Here is a 14,194-nt window from a genome sequence, read left to right as displayed (position 1 = left end):
CCACGCCCTGCCAGCTCCCTCATCGCCCTCTCCTCTCAGGTGTCTGGCTCACCGTAGATATCGAAATCGAAATAGCGCGCGGTGATCTCGTCGTAGGTGCCATCGGCACGCACCTCGGCGATCGCCGCGTTGAGCCGCTCGCGCAAGGCATCGTCGCCCTGGCGAATGCCGAAGCCGATTCCTTCCCCCAGGGTCTCGGGATCCTGGATGACAGCGCCCTTCATCTCGCAGCACAGCTGCCCTTCCCGGCTTTCCAGGAACTGCTCGATGATCAGGCGATCCGCCAGGGTGGCATCCAGGCGGCCGGCAAACAGGTCCTGGTTGGCTTCGTCCTGGGTCTGGTATTGGCGCAGAGTCGCCTCGGGATAGTGCGTCTGGGCGTAGGCCTGGTGGATGGAGGCGGACTGCACTCCGAGGGACTTGCCGGCAAGCCCTTCCGGCGAGGCCTCGAGTTCGGCCCCCTTGGCCACGGCCAGGGCGGCGGGCGTCTGGTAGTACTTGTCCGAGAAGGCGATGGTCTCGCGACGCTTGTCGGTGATGCTCAGCGACGCGGCGATGACGTCGATCTTGTCGCCGGTCAAGGCAGGGATCAGACCGTCCCAGGAGGTGGTGACGAACTCGCACTCCAGGTCGGCGGCCTCGCAGATCGCCCGGGTGATATCCACCTCCCAGCCGTGCAGCTCACCGCTGGCGTCCGGCGTGGCAAAGGGCGGATAAGGTTCGGTGGCAAAACCGACCCGGGTGACCTCGGCCTGTGCCACGGGCGCCAGGCAGAGGGTCGTCAGGGTAGCCGTCAGTACGCGTTTCATTGTCATTCTCCTCGAGATGGGCTGACCGAGCCCAGGAAGCGCTGCAGTCGCTGGACGCTGGGCGCGCCGAACACTCGTTCGGGCGGCCCCTGTTCGGCGATCTCCCCCTGGTCGAGGAAGACGACCCGGCTCGCCACATCAGCGGCGAACGCCATTTCATGGGTCACGATGATCATGGTGCGCCCCTCATCCGCGAGATCGCGCATCACCGCCAGCACCTCGCCCACGAGTTCGGGGTCCAGCGCCGAGGTGGGCTCGTCGAACAGCAGCGCCTCGGGGCCCATCGCCAGCGCACGGGCAATGGCGCCGCGCTGCTGCTGGCCGCCGGATAGCGTCGCCGGATAGGCCTCACGCAGATGATGGAGACCGACGCGCTCCAGCAAGGCCCTGGCCTCATCGCGCGCCTCGGCACGCGAACGCTTGAGCACCTGGATCGGCCCCTCCATGACGTTGGCTTCCAGGGTCATGTGCGGCCACAGGTTGAAACCCTGAAAGACCATGCCCAGGCGCGCCCTCAGACGACGCAGCTGCCGACGGTCGGCGGGGACGCGTTGCTCGCCCTCGCCGCGAAAGGGGATGGATTCTCCCAGCAGGCGCAGCGCACCGGACGAAGGCGTTTCGAGCAGGTTGAGGCAGCGCAGCAGCGTGGATTTTCCCGAGCCGCTACTGCCGATCAGCGCTACCACGTCGCCACGGCCGGCGGAAAGGTCGATGCCCTTTAGGACCCGAGCGCTGCCGTAGGCCTTGTGCAGGTTCTTGACCTCGATGACGGCGTCGTCGCGGGGAACGCTGGAAGTCGATGCATCGCTCACGGGGAGGCTCCAGATCGCACTTGTTGTTATGCGGTTGCATAAACTATGCATCTGTATAAGATGCGAGTCAACGATCCTCACCCGCCACGGAGCCAGCCCATGTCCCGCTACGGATGCCAGTCGATGGCCGCCCCCATGACCCGCGTACTGATGCGCCGCCCCGGGGCGAGCCTGAAGCGCGCCGATCCCGCCGAATGGCACTACAACGACCACTTCGACGCCGACAAGGCGATCGCCCAGTACGACGCATTCGTCGAACTGGTCGAGGCGTCCGGCGCCGAGATCGTGTGGTTCGAGGACGACGATGACGGCCTCTCCGACGCCATGTTCACCCGCGATGCCTCACTGATCACGCGGGCAGGTGCCGTCTTGCTCAAGATGGGCAAGCCACTGCGCGCCGCGGAGCCCGAACTGCACGGGCGACATTACGAGGCGGCGGGCATTCCGGTGCTCGGACGACTGACCGGCGATGCGTGCATCGAGGGTGGCGATACCCTCTGGCTGGACGACACCACCCTGGTGGTGGGCATGGGCTTTCGCTCCAATCGCGAAGGCGTGCGTCAGTTGAATGCGCTGCTCAACCCGCACGGCATCGAGGTGCTGGGGTTCGATCTGCCGGTGTGGGACGGCGAGGCGGCCTGCCTGCATCTGATGTCGGTCATCTCGCCGCTGACTGACGAGATGTACCTGGTGCACCCCAGGCTGATTCCGGCCGCCCTGTGGACCCTGATGAAGGCCCGTGGTATCACCCTGGTGGCGGCGCCCGAGGCCGAGTTCCATGATTCCCTGGGCCTGAACCTGAACGTGATGCCGCTCTCGCCCGGCGATTGCCTGATGATCGACGGCTTCCCGGGCACCAAGGCGGTCATGGAACAGCACGGCATCCGGGTGCGCACCTTCGCCGGCGACGCCCTGTGCATGGCCTGCGAGGGCGGCCCCACCTGCCTGACCAACCCAATCCTGCGCGAGACCTGAGCCATGACGACACGGCGTGCCAGCAACGACCGCGAAAGTGCCCTGATCGATGCCACTCTCACGTGCATCGCCCGGGAAGGCATTTCTGCGGCCACGGTACGCAACATCGCCGACTACGCCGGCGTCACCAACGGCTTGATACGCTTCTACTTCAAGAGCAAGGACGGGATTCTCCAGGCCGCCTACCGGCGCTTCCTGGAGCGTCTCTTCGAGGCAGCCCACGGCACCATCGATGGCCACGACACCACGGCATGCGAACGGCTGGAGCGCTATCTGCTGGCCAATCTATCGCCCCCCATCGTCACCCCGGACAGCCTGCTGCTGTGGGCCAACTTTCTGCCGCTGGCCCACCACGATGCGGCCATGGCCGACATTCGCCGACACTGGTACACCCGCACCACCCAGGCCTTCCAGGAGCTCATCCACGGGGCCCTGGCGGAGCATGGCCTGGCACCGGGCGAGACCGAGCTGCGCCGGCTGTCGGTCGCCGTCAACGGGCTGATCGATGGGCTATGGATCGAAGGCGCGCTATCTGCCGAGACCCTCGACACCCGCGAACTCCAGGCGATCGGGCTCGACGCAGCCTCGCGACTGCTGGGCATTGCGGTCTCTCGCCCTTCGCTCGGCTAGCCAACGCGCGTCACGACGCCAGGCGTTCGAGCCGGTGTGCGAGCCACTCCCAGGGCGCAGGCGCCTGTTCGCCGATGAATACCAGGCGACTTCCGCCCTGCCCTGAGGCATCCAGTTCCTGGCTGGTCAGGCGCCCAGCGGCCCGCTGGAGGACCAGTCGCCTTCCGTCATCCAGCCGCACCACGCCCTTGAAGCGCAGGATTTCCCGAGGCATGCCGTCGAGCAGCTCACGCAACGGTTCCGTGGCCACCGCCCCCTCGCATTCCCAACTGAGACTCCTGAGCCCCAGCGCTTCCAGGCTGGTCGCCGCGCCGTCACTGCCATCGCGGGGGCGCTTGGCCGGCTGCGTCGACAAACGCGGCAGGAACACCGCATCCGGCGGCAAGGTCGCCTGAGTGGTGCGCAGATGGCGGCTGTCGGGCAGCAGCAAGGCGGCCTCCAGTGCCGTCACGCTCGCCTCGTCCACCAGGTCGACCTTGTTGATCAGTACCAGGTCGGCATGCTCGATCTGGGAGGCCACCAGGTGGCGCAGGGCAGGCGCGAGAGCCTCGCGGTCGAGGGCGGCATCGACCAGGGTGATGACGCCCTCGAGGCGCGCCCGGGCACGGATCCGCGGATAGCCCAGCACGTTCACCACCCGCGCCGGATCCGACACTCCGCTGCACTCGATCAGCAGATGGTCGAGTCGTCCGGCGCGCTGCGCCAGCAGCGACTCGATCGCCGAGGACAGTTCGCCCTGCAGGCTGCAGCATACGCAGCCGTTGCTCAGCGTGATCAGGTCTTCACGTCGCTCGTCGATCAGCGCTTCGTCGATGTTGAGCGCGCCGAAGTCGTTGACCATGACCCCAAGGCGTCGCCCCCCGGCATGGGCCAGCAGGTGATTCACCAGGGTCGTCTTGCCGGCGCCTAGAAAGCCGGCCACCACGGTCACGCCCAACGTACTTGCCGTCATCTCGTCAGCTCCCTTCATGGGTTCCCTTGAGCTCGATCTCGACGAAGGCGAACGCATCCTCCCCCGCGTTGATCACGTTGTGCTCGACGCCGGCCGGCCGACGATAGGAGACACCGGCGGATACTCGCGTCTGCTCGCTGCCCGTGTCGGTCTCCAGCCTCATCACGCCGTCTACCAGGGGCACCACGACATAGTCCAGGGCGTGTCGATGCCAGCCGGTCTGCGCGCCGGGCGCAAAGTCCCAGCGGGTGACGATCACGCCACCGTCCTCGAGCTGTCGCGTCGCGACGGCGGATATCGCCGAATGGGGCATGTAGATCTCCTGCTTGCTAGTCGAAGATGAGCTCGGGCAGCCACAGCGCGATCTGCGGGAACATCACCAGCAGCACGATGCCCAGGATCTGCATGGCGAGGAACGGCAATACCGAGCGGTAGAGGTCTCCAGTGGTGACCTCGGGCGGCGCGACGGAGCGCATGTAGAAGAGGTTGTAGCCGAACGGCGGCGTCAGGTAGGCGGTCTGCATGGCCAGCACGAAAAGCGTCGCGAACCAGATCGGATCGAAGCCCAGCGCCTTGATGATCGGTACGTATAGCGGCACCGTGATGAACAGGATCGCCGAGTCGTCCAGAAACATGCCCAGGATCAGGTAGCTGAGCAGGATCACCGTCAGCACCAGATAGGGACTCAACTCGGCCGCCATCACCTGGCCCACGATCGCCTGCCCGGCCCCCAGCGCGATGTAGATCTTGGAGAAGATCACCGCGCCGATCATGATCCACATCAGCATGCCCATGATCCGGGCCGTGCGGTACAGGGCGCCGCTGAGCATGGTCAGGTTGAGCTTGCCGTGCGCCAAGGCACAAAGCATGGCGCCGCTGGCCCCGAGGGCCGAGGCCTCGGTAGGCGACGCCACCCCGGTGGCCATGGTGCCAAGCACCACGGCGATGAGCGAACCCGGCAGCACCATGGCATTCAGCGCCTTGAGCTTGTCGAGCCCGCCGATACGCTCGGCGGCCTCGATGGGCGGCCCCAGGTGCGGCGACCGATAGCAGCGAATGCCGATGTAGACGATGTAGATGCCGGCCAGCATAAGGCCAGGCATGACGCCGGCGGCGAACAGCTTGCCCACCGACTCCCGGGTCAGGAAGGCATAGAGGATCATCACCAGCGACGGCGGGATCAGGAACCCCAGGGCACCGCCGGCCATGATGGCCCCGGCGGAGAGCTGCTTGCTGTAGCCCCGCTTGAGCATGGCCGGCAGCGCGATCAGCCCCAGGCTCACAGTGGCGGCGCCGGTGATCCCAACCATGGCCGCGATCAGCGCGCAGATCACCACGGTGCCCATGCCCAGCCCGCCGCGAATGCCGCCCATGACCTTGTAGATCATCTCGAACAGGCCGTCGGCGATGCCCGATCGCTCCAGGATCATGCCCATCAGGATGAACAGCGGCAACGCGACCAGTATGAACTCGTTCATCAGGCCGAACACCGACGGCATCATGATGCCCAGGCTATCCGGCCCCCAGATCCAGTAGCCGAAGCCCACGCCGACGCCCATCAGCGTCCAGGCCAGCGGGACGCCGAAGAACATCAGGGTCAGCATGGCCCCGAACATCAGCAGCGTCAGCAGGATCGGATCAATGCTTCCCATCGGCATCCTCCCGGGTCTCGGTGGCGTGACGGCCCGCGTCGTCGGACGCGACGGGGTGTCCCAGCAGGGTGCACAGGTGTCGGGCGGCGTTGGTCAGCATCTGCAGCATGATCAGCAGCACGGCCACCGGAATCATGACCTTGAACGGCCAGATGATCGGCGCCCAGGTGCTGCGGAAGGAACGCTCCTGGATGGCCACCGACTGCATGGCGAACTCGAAGGCGCTGCGTAGCAGCAGCGCCAGCAGCAGGAGCACCAGCAGGTTGATGACCATCGACAGCAGCGCCTGGTGGCGAGGCGACAGGCGCTGGGAAAAGATGTCGATGCGCACGTGGCCGTGCCATTTCTCGGTGTAGGCCCCGGCCAGGATGGCGTAGACGCCATAGGTCAGCGTCGAGGCCTCGTGCGCCCAGCTGGTCGGGGAACTCAGCAGCTGGCGCGCCACCACTTCGAACACCAGCATGCCGACCAGAGCGAAGCCGAGCCAGGCGACCAGCCGCCCGAGCCACTCGCTCAGGCGGTCCTGCCAGCGGATCCAGGCATGAAGCCATTGCATGGCGCGCTCCCGTTCAGTCGAGGCGACCCTTGTCGCGGGCCATCTGGCGGATCATCTCGATGGCCTCGGCGGCCACCTCGGATTTCTCGGCCTCGGTGTCCCAGACGTCCTGCGCCGCCTCGGTCATCGCCAGGATGTCGTCCTCCGGCAGTTGGGTGATGTCGAAGCGATGGGCCGCCTCCTCGTTCCACTCGACGAACTTTTGGTGGCGATAGTCGGCCCACTCGGCGGTCACCTCGGTGAAGACCGCCTGGAGATCCTCAGGCATCTGCTCCCAGAAACGCTGATTGACCAGCACGTTGTCGACGAAGCCCGGATAGAGCATGTTCATCTCGGTATAGTGCGTCGCCACTTCATCGAGCTTGAGCACCGAATAGTCGTAGGGCCCGCCATAGATCAGGCCATCGATGGTGTTGGTGCTCAGCGCGATGTAGAACTCCTGGGGCGGTATGTAGACGGTCGGAATGTCGAAGTGCTCGAGCACCGCGGCGACCGATGGCGTGGCGCGGATCTTGAGCTCGCTCATGTCCGCCAGGCTCTCCACCGGCTCCTTGGTCAGAAGGTCGAACTTGCCGCCGAAGACCGGGACCGTGTAGTGGATGCCCTGCTGCGCATAGTTCTCGGCCAGCAGCTCGCCGAGGCCCCGCTCGTTCCACAGCTCCTTGGCCTCCTCGAGGCTGGTCCAGGCCATGGGAATGCCGGATTCCAGCACCCCGGTATCCATCTGGCCGCCCCAGTACCCGCCGTAGCCATAGATGGCCTGCAGGGTGCCGCTGCGCAGCGTGGTGAACATCTGGTCGTTGGGCACCAGCTCGCCACCGCGGAAGATCGACAGCTGGATCCGGCCATCGCTGGCCTCGGCCAGCATGTCCTTGTAGCGCTGGAAGATCGCGTCCTCCTCGGTGCCGGTGTAGCGCTGCATGCGAATCTGTACGACCTCGCCGTCCTGGGCCTGCACGGCGACGGGAAACGCCAGTGCGCTGCCGGCCAGCGCGAGGCTCGCCAGGGCGACCTTGAGGGGCTTGAGGTGGTGACGTTCGACGTTGTTGTTGTGCATTGCGATGTCTCCTGAGGAGGGATGCGTCATGCGTTCCGCTGCGTGTCTGTGGAACGTTCGGTGGGTGCCGGAATCACCCAGTCGTGCTCGCCGCGAGGCGTACTGACATACTCGGGCCAGCGAAAATCGATCGGCGGGTCGTAGTCGCACAGCGGGGCCAGCCATTCGTCGCCCCCGATACCGCCAGCGGTGCGCGCCTCGAACTCTCCCCGGGCAGCCGCCAGGGCTCCCGGTTCCTGGAGAAGGTCGAGCAGCGTCAGCCCCACCGTCTTGGCCGCGGTCTCGATCATCGGGTCGATGCAGGGGGCCAGGCCGCCCAGGGCGTTCATCACCCAGGCCGGGTAGCCGGCGCCGTCTTCGCGTGGCGCCAGCGCCGGGCGGCCGATATACAGGCGCACCGTCGGCGCATGCCAGCTGTACTCGGTGTAGTCGTCGGAAGTGAAGTGGGTCTGGGTGGGCGCCAGGATACGACGCAGCTCCCGCTCGGCCTCCTGCGGCGGCCGCAGCCTCTCGACGTCGGCAAGGAACGGGCGCTCCATGGGCGTCATGCCCAGGTTGGCCTGTATCTTGCGTGCCAGCTCGATGGCCTCCTCGCCGAGACGCGGCGGGCCGACCCGCTCCAGGTTGCGATAGGTCAGCTCGGCCAGCGCATGGTTCGCCAACCCGGGGCGAGACTTGGCGACCCAGTGTCGCTCCACCCGGCAGTGCGACAGCCGGGCGACGCATTCGGCGATATGATCGAGCCCGCGTACCACGTGCTCCGCCTGCTCCACCGTGGCCACGCGAATGAAATACTGGATCTGGGCCATCTGGGCCGGGAGGTTGTCGGCGGTGGCCTGGCCGGCGTTGAGAATCGCCTCGTTCATCGACCAGTTCAGGCCGCTGGCCAGCACGTGCTCGCGCAACGCCTTGGCATTGGCGTACATCTGAGTGACCGCATCGTTGGCCCCCGGCGCACGAGCACTGGCATGCGACGCCGCAATAGGCGAGCTGTGGTCGCCGGTCAGCCAGGTCTCGGGGCTATCGCAGGTGAAGGTATAGATGACGCCGTAGGCGGCACCGCAATGGGTGTCCCAGCGCGTCGTGTTGCACAGCGGCAGCATATAGAACGGGTGGAAGCTGATGGCCGCATCCAGGTCATCGTAGTACCCCCGGGCCGCGTGGATCGGCTTGGAGCCGCGAACCTTCTCGGCCGGCTCGCCGAAGAACTTCAGGGTGCCGGGAATGCACTGCTCCTTCATCAGCGCCTGGATGGCCAGGAAACCGCCCAACGAGCCGATGCCCAGTGCCGCGTGGGGGTCGGTGTGACCGCCGGCCCAGGGGCTCAGGCCATCGCGGGGGCGCTGGACCACGTCGGCCGCCTGGCAGTTGCCCGGCACGGCGTCATACTCGGCATAGCCGCCAAGCGTAGGTCCCTCTCCGTTGGACCAGGTCGCACAGAAGGCGGTCGGCATGCCGCCGGATCCCTCCTCAACCTCGAAGCCATACTCGCGCAGCAGGTCAACATAGAAACGCGCCGAGCGATATTCCCGCCAGGCGGTCTCGGCATAGTGCCAGATGGTCTGGTTCCACTCGGATAGGCGGGGCATCATCCCCTCGACGCCCCGGTTGAGGGCATCGCGCTGGGTCTGGGTGGTCATGTGGGCTCCTCGGAGGAGTGTTATTGCTTTGCCACCCACTATAAATCAAACTCAACTCATCAAAAGTCAGAAATAATCATCCGATTGGCAAAAATGACTCAACAAAAAGCCCGTCATCTTCCCTCACTGCAGGCGCTGCGCGCCTTCGAGGCCCTGGCCAGACTGGGCAGTCTCACCGATGCGGCGGACTACTTGAACCTCACTCGCAGCGCCATCAGCCACCAGCTACGGTTGCTGGAAACCCAGCTGAACCTGCGCCTCTACGAACGCCGTGGGCGCGGAGTCACTCTGACCCCCGCCGGCCAACTCTATGCCGGGGAAGTCCGCGACGTGTTGCAGCACCTGGAACGCATCCACGCCAACCTTCCCGATCAGGAATACAACGGCCATCTTCACGTGTGCATGCCGCCGGGGTTCGCCGCCAGCGTCGTCAGCCGCCACATCAACGACTTCTATCGCAGCTACCCCACCATCCACTTGCACCTCAGCACCAATCGCGAAAACGAGACCATTCACCAGCCCAACTTCGATCTTTTCGTGGTGTTCGGCGACGGCGCCTATACCGATCACCACGTCGAGATGCTGGCCCAGCCGATGTATCAACCGGTGTGCAGCCCGACCCTGCTGAACGAACTCAACATCACCCAGACACGCGACCTGGAGCGCGCCACCCTGTTGCACCTGCACGATGCCCACGACTGGCAACTGTGGATGGCGGGCTGCGGCGGCAAGCATCCCATCAAGGTGGATGCGGGACTGTACTTCTCGAACATCCTGCTGGTGTTGCAGGCGGCGTTGTCCGGCCAAGGGGTGGCGATCGGCGACGATGTGGTGTGCGGCGACAGCCTGCGCCACGGGCAGCTCGTGCGCCCGTTCGGCGAGCGCATCCCGAGCGACCGCTCCTACTATCTGGTCACGCCGCACAGTCGCCTGGACGATCCCAACGTCCAGGCCTTCAGCGATTGGCTGAAGAAACTGCTGGAGCGGCTGCTCGGCGCCTCGACGGCCGCCGCCGGCTGAAGCCGCCGATGCGCCAAGATCGTTCACCTTAGGCGCAAGAAAATACCACCTCCCTGCCGTTTTACCTGGCTTATGGTGAATTCGGCACAACAATGGAGGTGATACCGATGCTCGACCCCTGGCGTTCCAGCCATGCCCCACGCCCGTCGCATGCCGACATCGTCCTGCTGGACGGCACCATCTATACGCTTGATCCGGCACGTCCATGGGCCGAAGCACTGGCCATGGCGGGCGGTCGGCTATGCGCCGTGGGGGATGCCGACAGCGTGGCCGAGTGGATCGGTCCCGCGACCCGGGTCATGTCGCTGAACGGCCGCTTCGTGATGCCAGGCCTGCATGACATGCATACCCACCCGGATCTCGGCCTGGCCGCCAAGTACGACGACTCGCTCAAGATCGGCATCGAAGATCCCACGCCGGATCAGGTCGAGCAGGCCATCCTCGACTACGCCGCCCGTCACCCCGGCGACGGCTGGATACATGGCGCCTACTTCGTACGTTACACCTTCCGCCAGGCCGGACTGACTCCCGGTCGTGCCTGGCTCGACGACATCATGCCCGATCGCCCGGTGGCCATCCTCGACCGCATGTGGGGCACCATGATGGTCAACAGCAAGGCGCTGGCCATGGCCGGTATCGATCGGCATACCTCCGATCCGCGAAACGGCTACATGGAACGCGACCCGCTGACCGGCGAGCCCACCGGGCTGATGATCGACGGTGCCTACGCCATGATCCACGCCGCCATGCCGCCGACTCCGGTGGCCGTGCTGCGTCGTGCCTACGAGGAGGGCATGCATTTCCAGACCAGCCGCGGCGTCACGGCCACCAAATACGTGCACGTCTGCGAACAGCGCCTGGCCGCCCTCAAGCAGCTCGACGACACCGGACGTTTGAGCCTTCGCGTGGAAGCTGCGATCAGCTGGCAGGACGACATCTTCCCGGTCAAACGGCGCTGGGAACTGCTCGGCGGCGAACGCCACTACTATGCCAGCAGCCGCCTCAACGCCAACGCCGTGAAGTTCCATTTCGACGGGACCGTGGAGCCTCGCTCCTCCTTCCTCCTCACCCCCTGGGACAGCAACGACGAGTGGCGCGGCAAGATCAACCTGACCCCCGAGCACCTGCGCGACATGCTGATCGACATGGACCGCCGCGGCATCAGGGTAATCGCACACTGTACCGGCGACGGCGCCTCCGACCTGTTCCTGGATGCCGTCGCCGCCACCCGGCGGGCCAACGGGCCCGGCGTGCGCCACCAGTGTGCCCACAGCACGATCTTGCACGAGGGTAATCTCGCCCGCTTCGCCGAGCTGGACGTGATCGCCGAGTTTTCGCCGGCCGCCTGGTATCCCTCGCGTTTCACCTCCGGGGCTCGCGCCGGCTACGGTGCCGAGAGGCTGTCGCGGGCCTACGATCTGCGCGGCGTGCTGGACGCCGAGGGCGTGGCGGTGTTCGGCACCGACTTCCCGGTAGCCTCCATCGATCCCTGGCTGGCCCTGGAGACCCTGGTCACGCGGCAGAATCCCTGGGAAACCGGGGAGGAACGCTTCGGCACCCCGATCACCCTGGAGGAGGCGCTCCGGGTGGCCACCCTCAACGGGGCCTATGCCATGGGTCTGGAAGACGACACCGGCTCTTTGGAGGTCGGCAAGTCGGCCGATCTGATCGTGCTCGACCACGACCCGTTCTCCCGCGAAGTCCGCGGCAACCTGCATCGCACTGAGGTCGAGATGAGTTTCCTGCAGGGGCAGCCGGTCTACGATCGCCAGGGCGAGCTGGCCGCCGCCGGCCTGGACGCAACTTGGCGAGGCCGACCATCCGAGCCGTGAACAGCGAGATTTTGAACAAAGTTAAAGAACGCTGTTTTAAAACAGCGTTCTTCTACTATGCTCAGGATAAGAGCCGAGTCGGGAAGCTAATGCAGGCCGCCCACTCACCTGGATCACCAGCGACAGTGAGTCGTTTCATGCGGCCGACATGCCGTTCGGAGGGATGCCATGAACCAGGTACTGCTGTTGACCCATACCCCCATTGAGCGACGCCCCTACCATGCATCGCGACTGGCGCGCCGGGCAGAGCGCATCGGGCAGCGCTTTCGAAAACACCCTGGTGGCCGCGAGAAAGTGGAAGTCGGGTGCCTTTCCCATGCACCACACGAGGAACTGGGGCCCGTGGATCTGGCCAATGCCAGACGCCGGCTCGACTTCTACTCACGCTGGCACGGACTGACCGAACCCCACTTGCAGATCTGGAGAGCCCCCTGAGCCATGAAACGACTCGGGTGGCCAATGGAGGGATGATGCCATGACCATCGGCATTCAACTCATCACGGGCTGGCAGCATGTGCACGCCGACTGGTGGCAAGACGATCAGGGCAACCACATCCATCGTGTCGACATCGATGGCGATGCGCTCTATCACTGCCATCTCGCCGGCTCGTCGCTACCCTGGAATGCGGTGGCCGGAAGCCTGGACGAAGCCATGGCAGTCGTAGAAGGCACTACGCCGGAAACTGGACACAACGGCGATCGCTAGACGAGTGAGGCTTTCAAGCTCGGTGACGACGGCCAACAGCAAAACGCCCGGCATGAGCCGGGCGTTTTGTTGATCGACCACAGGGGGCGGCGTCGGGCTTGATGCCGTCTCGGTCGAAAGTTCCAAGGCCTACCCCGAAACGGGCTCAGCCACGCGGCGCTTCGAACACCCAGCCGGTGCCTTCGCGGCTGTCCTTGAGCAAGATGCCCAGCGCCGCCAGCTCGTCGCGAATGCCATCGGCGGTGGCGAAGTCCCGCGCCTTCTTGGCCTCAGCGCGCTCGGCGATCTTGGCCTCGATCTCGGCCTCGGTCATCGGCAACTCGCCGCTGGCACCCTTGAGGAACGCCTCGGGCGATTGCTGGAGCAGGCCGAGCACGCCGCCCAGACGCTTGAGTTCCACCGCCAGCGCCAGCGCCTCGTCCGATGCTTCCTTCTTGGCGCGATTGAGCTCACGGGCCAGGTCGAACAGCACCGACACCGCCTCGGCGGTGTTGAAGTCGTCGTCCATGGCCTCTGTGAAGCGGGTGTCGAAACGATCGTCCACCCTACCCTGCTGCTCCTCGACGTCGTCGAGAGCCAGCCCGTCGAGAGCATTGTAGAAGCGCTCCAGCGACTTGCGGGCGTCGGCCAGCGATTCCGGCGCGTAGTTGATCGGGCTGCGGTAATGGCTCGACACCAGCAGATAGCGCACCACCTCGGCGTCGTGATGCTCGAGCACCTCACGGATGGTGAAGAAGTTGCCCAGCGACTTGGACATCTTCTCCTGGTTCACCCGCACCGCCCCGGCGTGCATCCAGGTGTTGACGTAGGGCTTGCCGGTAGCGGCCTCGCTCTGGGCGATCTCGTTTTCGTGGTGCGGGAACGTGAGGTCAGGGCCGCCACCGTGAATGTCGAAGGTTTCACCGAGACAGCAGGTGGACATCGCCGAGCACTCGATGTGCCAGCCGGGACGGCCGTCTCCCCACGGCGAGCGCCAGTTGACCTCACCGGGCTTCGCGGCCTTCCACAGTACGAAGTCGAGCGGATCTTCCTTGTGCTCGTCAACATCGACCCGGGCGCCGGAGCGCATCTCGTCCAGGTCGCGGTTGTTGAGCTTGCCGTAGCCTTCGAACTTGCGCACCCGGTAATAGACGTCGCCGTTGTCCGCGGCATAGGCATAGCCCTTGCTGATCAGCGTCTCGATCATGCGCACGATATCGTCAAGATGCTGGGTCGCGCGGGGCTCGGCGTCAGGGCGCAGAACGCCGAGGCGGCCTTCATCCTCATGCATGGCGTCGATCATGCGATCGGTCAGCGCCTCGATGGTCTCGCCGTTCTCCTCGGCACGCTTGAGGATCTTGTCGTCGATATCGGTGATATTGCGAACATAGGTGACGTCGTAGCCACGAGCGCGCAGGTAGCGGGTGATGACGTCGAACGCCACCATCACCCGGGCATGGCCCAGGTGGCAGTAGTCGTAGACGGTCATCCCGCAGACATACATGCGGACCTTGCCCGGCTCGATGGGGGTGAAGGTTTCCTTACGACGCGTCAGGGTGTTGTAGATCTGCATG

Annotated in this window: 15 protein-coding genes; 6 read left to right on the top strand and 9 right to left on the bottom strand. The window is 65.3% G+C overall.

From position 1 onward, the window contains the following. Positions 1–35: 35 nt before the first annotated feature. Positions 36–809, bottom strand: coding sequence for a transporter substrate-binding domain-containing protein (locus ACGTN6_RS08145; RefSeq protein ID WP_394590877.1), 774 nt, complete (start codon positions 807–809; stop codon positions 36–38). 2 nt (positions 810–811) lie between these two features. Further along, positions 812–1,621, bottom strand: coding sequence for an ATP-binding cassette domain-containing protein (locus tag ACGTN6_RS08140; RefSeq protein ID WP_394590875.1), 810 nt, complete (start codon positions 1,619–1,621; stop codon positions 812–814). A gap of 99 nt (positions 1,622–1,720) precedes the next feature. Between ACGTN6_RS08140 and ACGTN6_RS08135 the strand changes: the two genes are divergently transcribed. Both ACGTN6_RS08135 and ACGTN6_RS08130 read left to right on the top strand, forming a co-directional pair. Continuing rightward, positions 1,721–2,596: a dimethylarginine dimethylaminohydrolase family protein gene (locus ACGTN6_RS08135; RefSeq protein WP_394590874.1), complete on the top strand. Its 876-nt coding sequence runs from the start codon at positions 1,721–1,723 to the stop codon at positions 2,594–2,596. Positions 2,597–2,599: 3 nt separating this feature from the next. Further along, positions 2,600–3,226 carry a TetR/AcrR family transcriptional regulator gene (locus ACGTN6_RS08130; RefSeq protein ID WP_394590873.1) on the top strand — a complete coding sequence of 209 codons (627 nt, stop codon included), beginning with the start codon at positions 2,600–2,602 and terminating at the stop codon, positions 3,224–3,226. A gap of 10 nt (positions 3,227–3,236) precedes the next feature. On the opposite strand, the gene ACGTN6_RS08125 is transcribed toward ACGTN6_RS08130, so the two are convergent. The 6 genes from ACGTN6_RS08125 to ACGTN6_RS08100 are packed head-to-tail and all read right to left on the bottom strand — an operon-like array spanning position 3,237 to position 9,083. Next, complete coding sequence (locus tag ACGTN6_RS08125) at positions 3,237–4,178, bottom strand: CobW family GTP-binding protein (protein WP_394590872.1); 942 nt, start codon at positions 4,176–4,178, stop codon at positions 3,237–3,239. A 4-nt stretch (positions 4,179–4,182) separates the two neighbouring features. Continuing rightward, a complete protein-coding gene (locus ACGTN6_RS08120) occupies positions 4,183–4,491 on the bottom strand; it encodes a cupin domain-containing protein (RefSeq protein WP_394590871.1) in 309 nt (102 codons plus the stop codon). Between the two features lie 16 nt (positions 4,492–4,507). Continuing rightward, the gene (locus ACGTN6_RS08115; protein WP_394590870.1) at positions 4,508–5,830 is read right to left on the bottom strand and encodes a TRAP transporter large permease; all 1,323 of its coding nucleotides are present in this window, start codon (positions 5,828–5,830) and stop codon (positions 4,508–4,510) included. Further along, positions 5,817–6,386 (bottom strand): TRAP transporter small permease subunit, encoded by a 570-nt coding sequence (locus ACGTN6_RS08110; protein WP_394590869.1) that lies wholly within the window; start codon positions 6,384–6,386, stop codon positions 5,817–5,819. Before ACGTN6_RS08110 ends, ACGTN6_RS08115 begins: the two co-directional genes overlap by 14 nt. Before the next feature lie 13 nt (positions 6,387–6,399). After that, positions 6,400–7,443: a TRAP transporter substrate-binding protein DctP gene (gene dctP, locus ACGTN6_RS08105; RefSeq protein WP_394590868.1), complete on the bottom strand. Its 1,044-nt coding sequence runs from the start codon at positions 7,441–7,443 to the stop codon at positions 6,400–6,402. Positions 7,444–7,469: 26 nt separating this feature from the next. Beyond that, positions 7,470–9,083 carry a zinc-binding metallopeptidase family protein gene (locus tag ACGTN6_RS08100; protein WP_394590867.1) on the bottom strand — a complete coding sequence of 538 codons (1,614 nt, stop codon included), beginning with the start codon at positions 9,081–9,083 and terminating at the stop codon, positions 7,470–7,472. Positions 9,084–9,176: 93 nt separating this feature from the next. On the opposite strand from ACGTN6_RS08100, the gene ACGTN6_RS08095 reads away from it, so the two are divergent. The 4 genes from ACGTN6_RS08095 (at position 9,177) to ACGTN6_RS08080 (ending at position 12,641) form a co-directional block, all read left to right on the top strand. Beyond that, positions 9,177–10,103, top strand: a complete 927-nt coding sequence (locus tag ACGTN6_RS08095; RefSeq protein WP_394590866.1) for a LysR substrate-binding domain-containing protein — start codon at positions 9,177–9,179, stop codon at positions 10,101–10,103. Between the two features lie 107 nt (positions 10,104–10,210). Continuing rightward, entirely contained in the window at positions 10,211–11,935 is a 1,725-nt protein-coding gene (locus tag ACGTN6_RS08090) for an amidohydrolase (RefSeq protein WP_394590865.1), read from the top strand. Between the two features lie 168 nt (positions 11,936–12,103). Further along, entirely contained in the window at positions 12,104–12,370 is a 267-nt protein-coding gene (locus tag ACGTN6_RS08085) for a hypothetical protein (RefSeq protein ID WP_394590864.1), read from the top strand. Positions 12,371–12,410: 40 nt separating this feature from the next. Beyond that, complete coding sequence (locus ACGTN6_RS08080) at positions 12,411–12,641, top strand: hypothetical protein (protein WP_394590863.1); 231 nt, start codon at positions 12,411–12,413, stop codon at positions 12,639–12,641. A 145-nt stretch (positions 12,642–12,786) separates the two neighbouring features. Here ACGTN6_RS08080 and cysS read toward each other — a convergent pair whose 3' ends face one another. Continuing rightward, positions 12,787–14,193: a cysteine--tRNA ligase gene (gene cysS, locus ACGTN6_RS08075; RefSeq protein ID WP_394590862.1), complete on the bottom strand. Its 1,407-nt coding sequence runs from the start codon at positions 14,191–14,193 to the stop codon at positions 12,787–12,789. Position 14,194: the final 1 nt, after the last annotated feature.

The sequence above is a fragment of the Halomonas sp. B23F22_20 genome (genome assembly GCF_043496985.1).
Taxonomy (GTDB): Bacteria; Pseudomonadota; Gammaproteobacteria; order Pseudomonadales; family Halomonadaceae; genus Halomonas.
This window is presented reverse-complemented; position numbering and strand designations above follow the sequence as displayed.

Coding starts and splice junctions, on each gene's coding strand:
- ACGTN6_RS08115 (WP_394590870.1), bottom strand. CDS start 5,830: ATGGGAAGCATTGATCCGATCCTGCTGACGCTGCTGATGTTCGGGGCC.
- dctP (WP_394590868.1), bottom strand. CDS start 7,443: ATGCACAACAACAACGTCGAACGTCACCACCTCAAGCCCCTCAAGGTC.
- ACGTN6_RS08135 (WP_394590874.1), top strand. CDS start 1,721: ATGTCCCGCTACGGATGCCAGTCGATGGCCGCCCCCATGACCCGCGTA.
- ACGTN6_RS08095 (WP_394590866.1), top strand. CDS start 9,177: ATGACTCAACAAAAAGCCCGTCATCTTCCCTCACTGCAGGCGCTGCGC.
- ACGTN6_RS08110 (WP_394590869.1), bottom strand. CDS start 6,386: ATGCAATGGCTTCATGCCTGGATCCGCTGGCAGGACCGCCTGAGCGAG.
- cysS (WP_394590862.1), bottom strand. CDS start 14,193: ATGCAGATCTACAACACCCTGACGCGTCGTAAGGAAACCTTCACCCCC.
- ACGTN6_RS08145 (WP_394590877.1), bottom strand. CDS start 809: ATGAAACGCGTACTGACGGCTACCCTGACGACCCTCTGCCTGGCGCCC.
- ACGTN6_RS08130 (WP_394590873.1), top strand. CDS start 2,600: ATGACGACACGGCGTGCCAGCAACGACCGCGAAAGTGCCCTGATCGAT.
- ACGTN6_RS08120 (WP_394590871.1), bottom strand. CDS start 4,491: ATGCCCCATTCGGCGATATCCGCCGTCGCGACGCGACAGCTCGAGGAC.
- ACGTN6_RS08100 (WP_394590867.1), bottom strand. CDS start 9,083: ATGACCACCCAGACCCAGCGCGATGCCCTCAACCGGGGCGTCGAGGGG.
- ACGTN6_RS08125 (WP_394590872.1), bottom strand. CDS start 4,178: ATGACGGCAAGTACGTTGGGCGTGACCGTGGTGGCCGGCTTTCTAGGC.
- ACGTN6_RS08090 (WP_394590865.1), top strand. CDS start 10,211: ATGCTCGACCCCTGGCGTTCCAGCCATGCCCCACGCCCGTCGCATGCC.
- ACGTN6_RS08080 (WP_394590863.1), top strand. CDS start 12,411: ATGACCATCGGCATTCAACTCATCACGGGCTGGCAGCATGTGCACGCC.
- ACGTN6_RS08085 (WP_394590864.1), top strand. CDS start 12,104: ATGAACCAGGTACTGCTGTTGACCCATACCCCCATTGAGCGACGCCCC.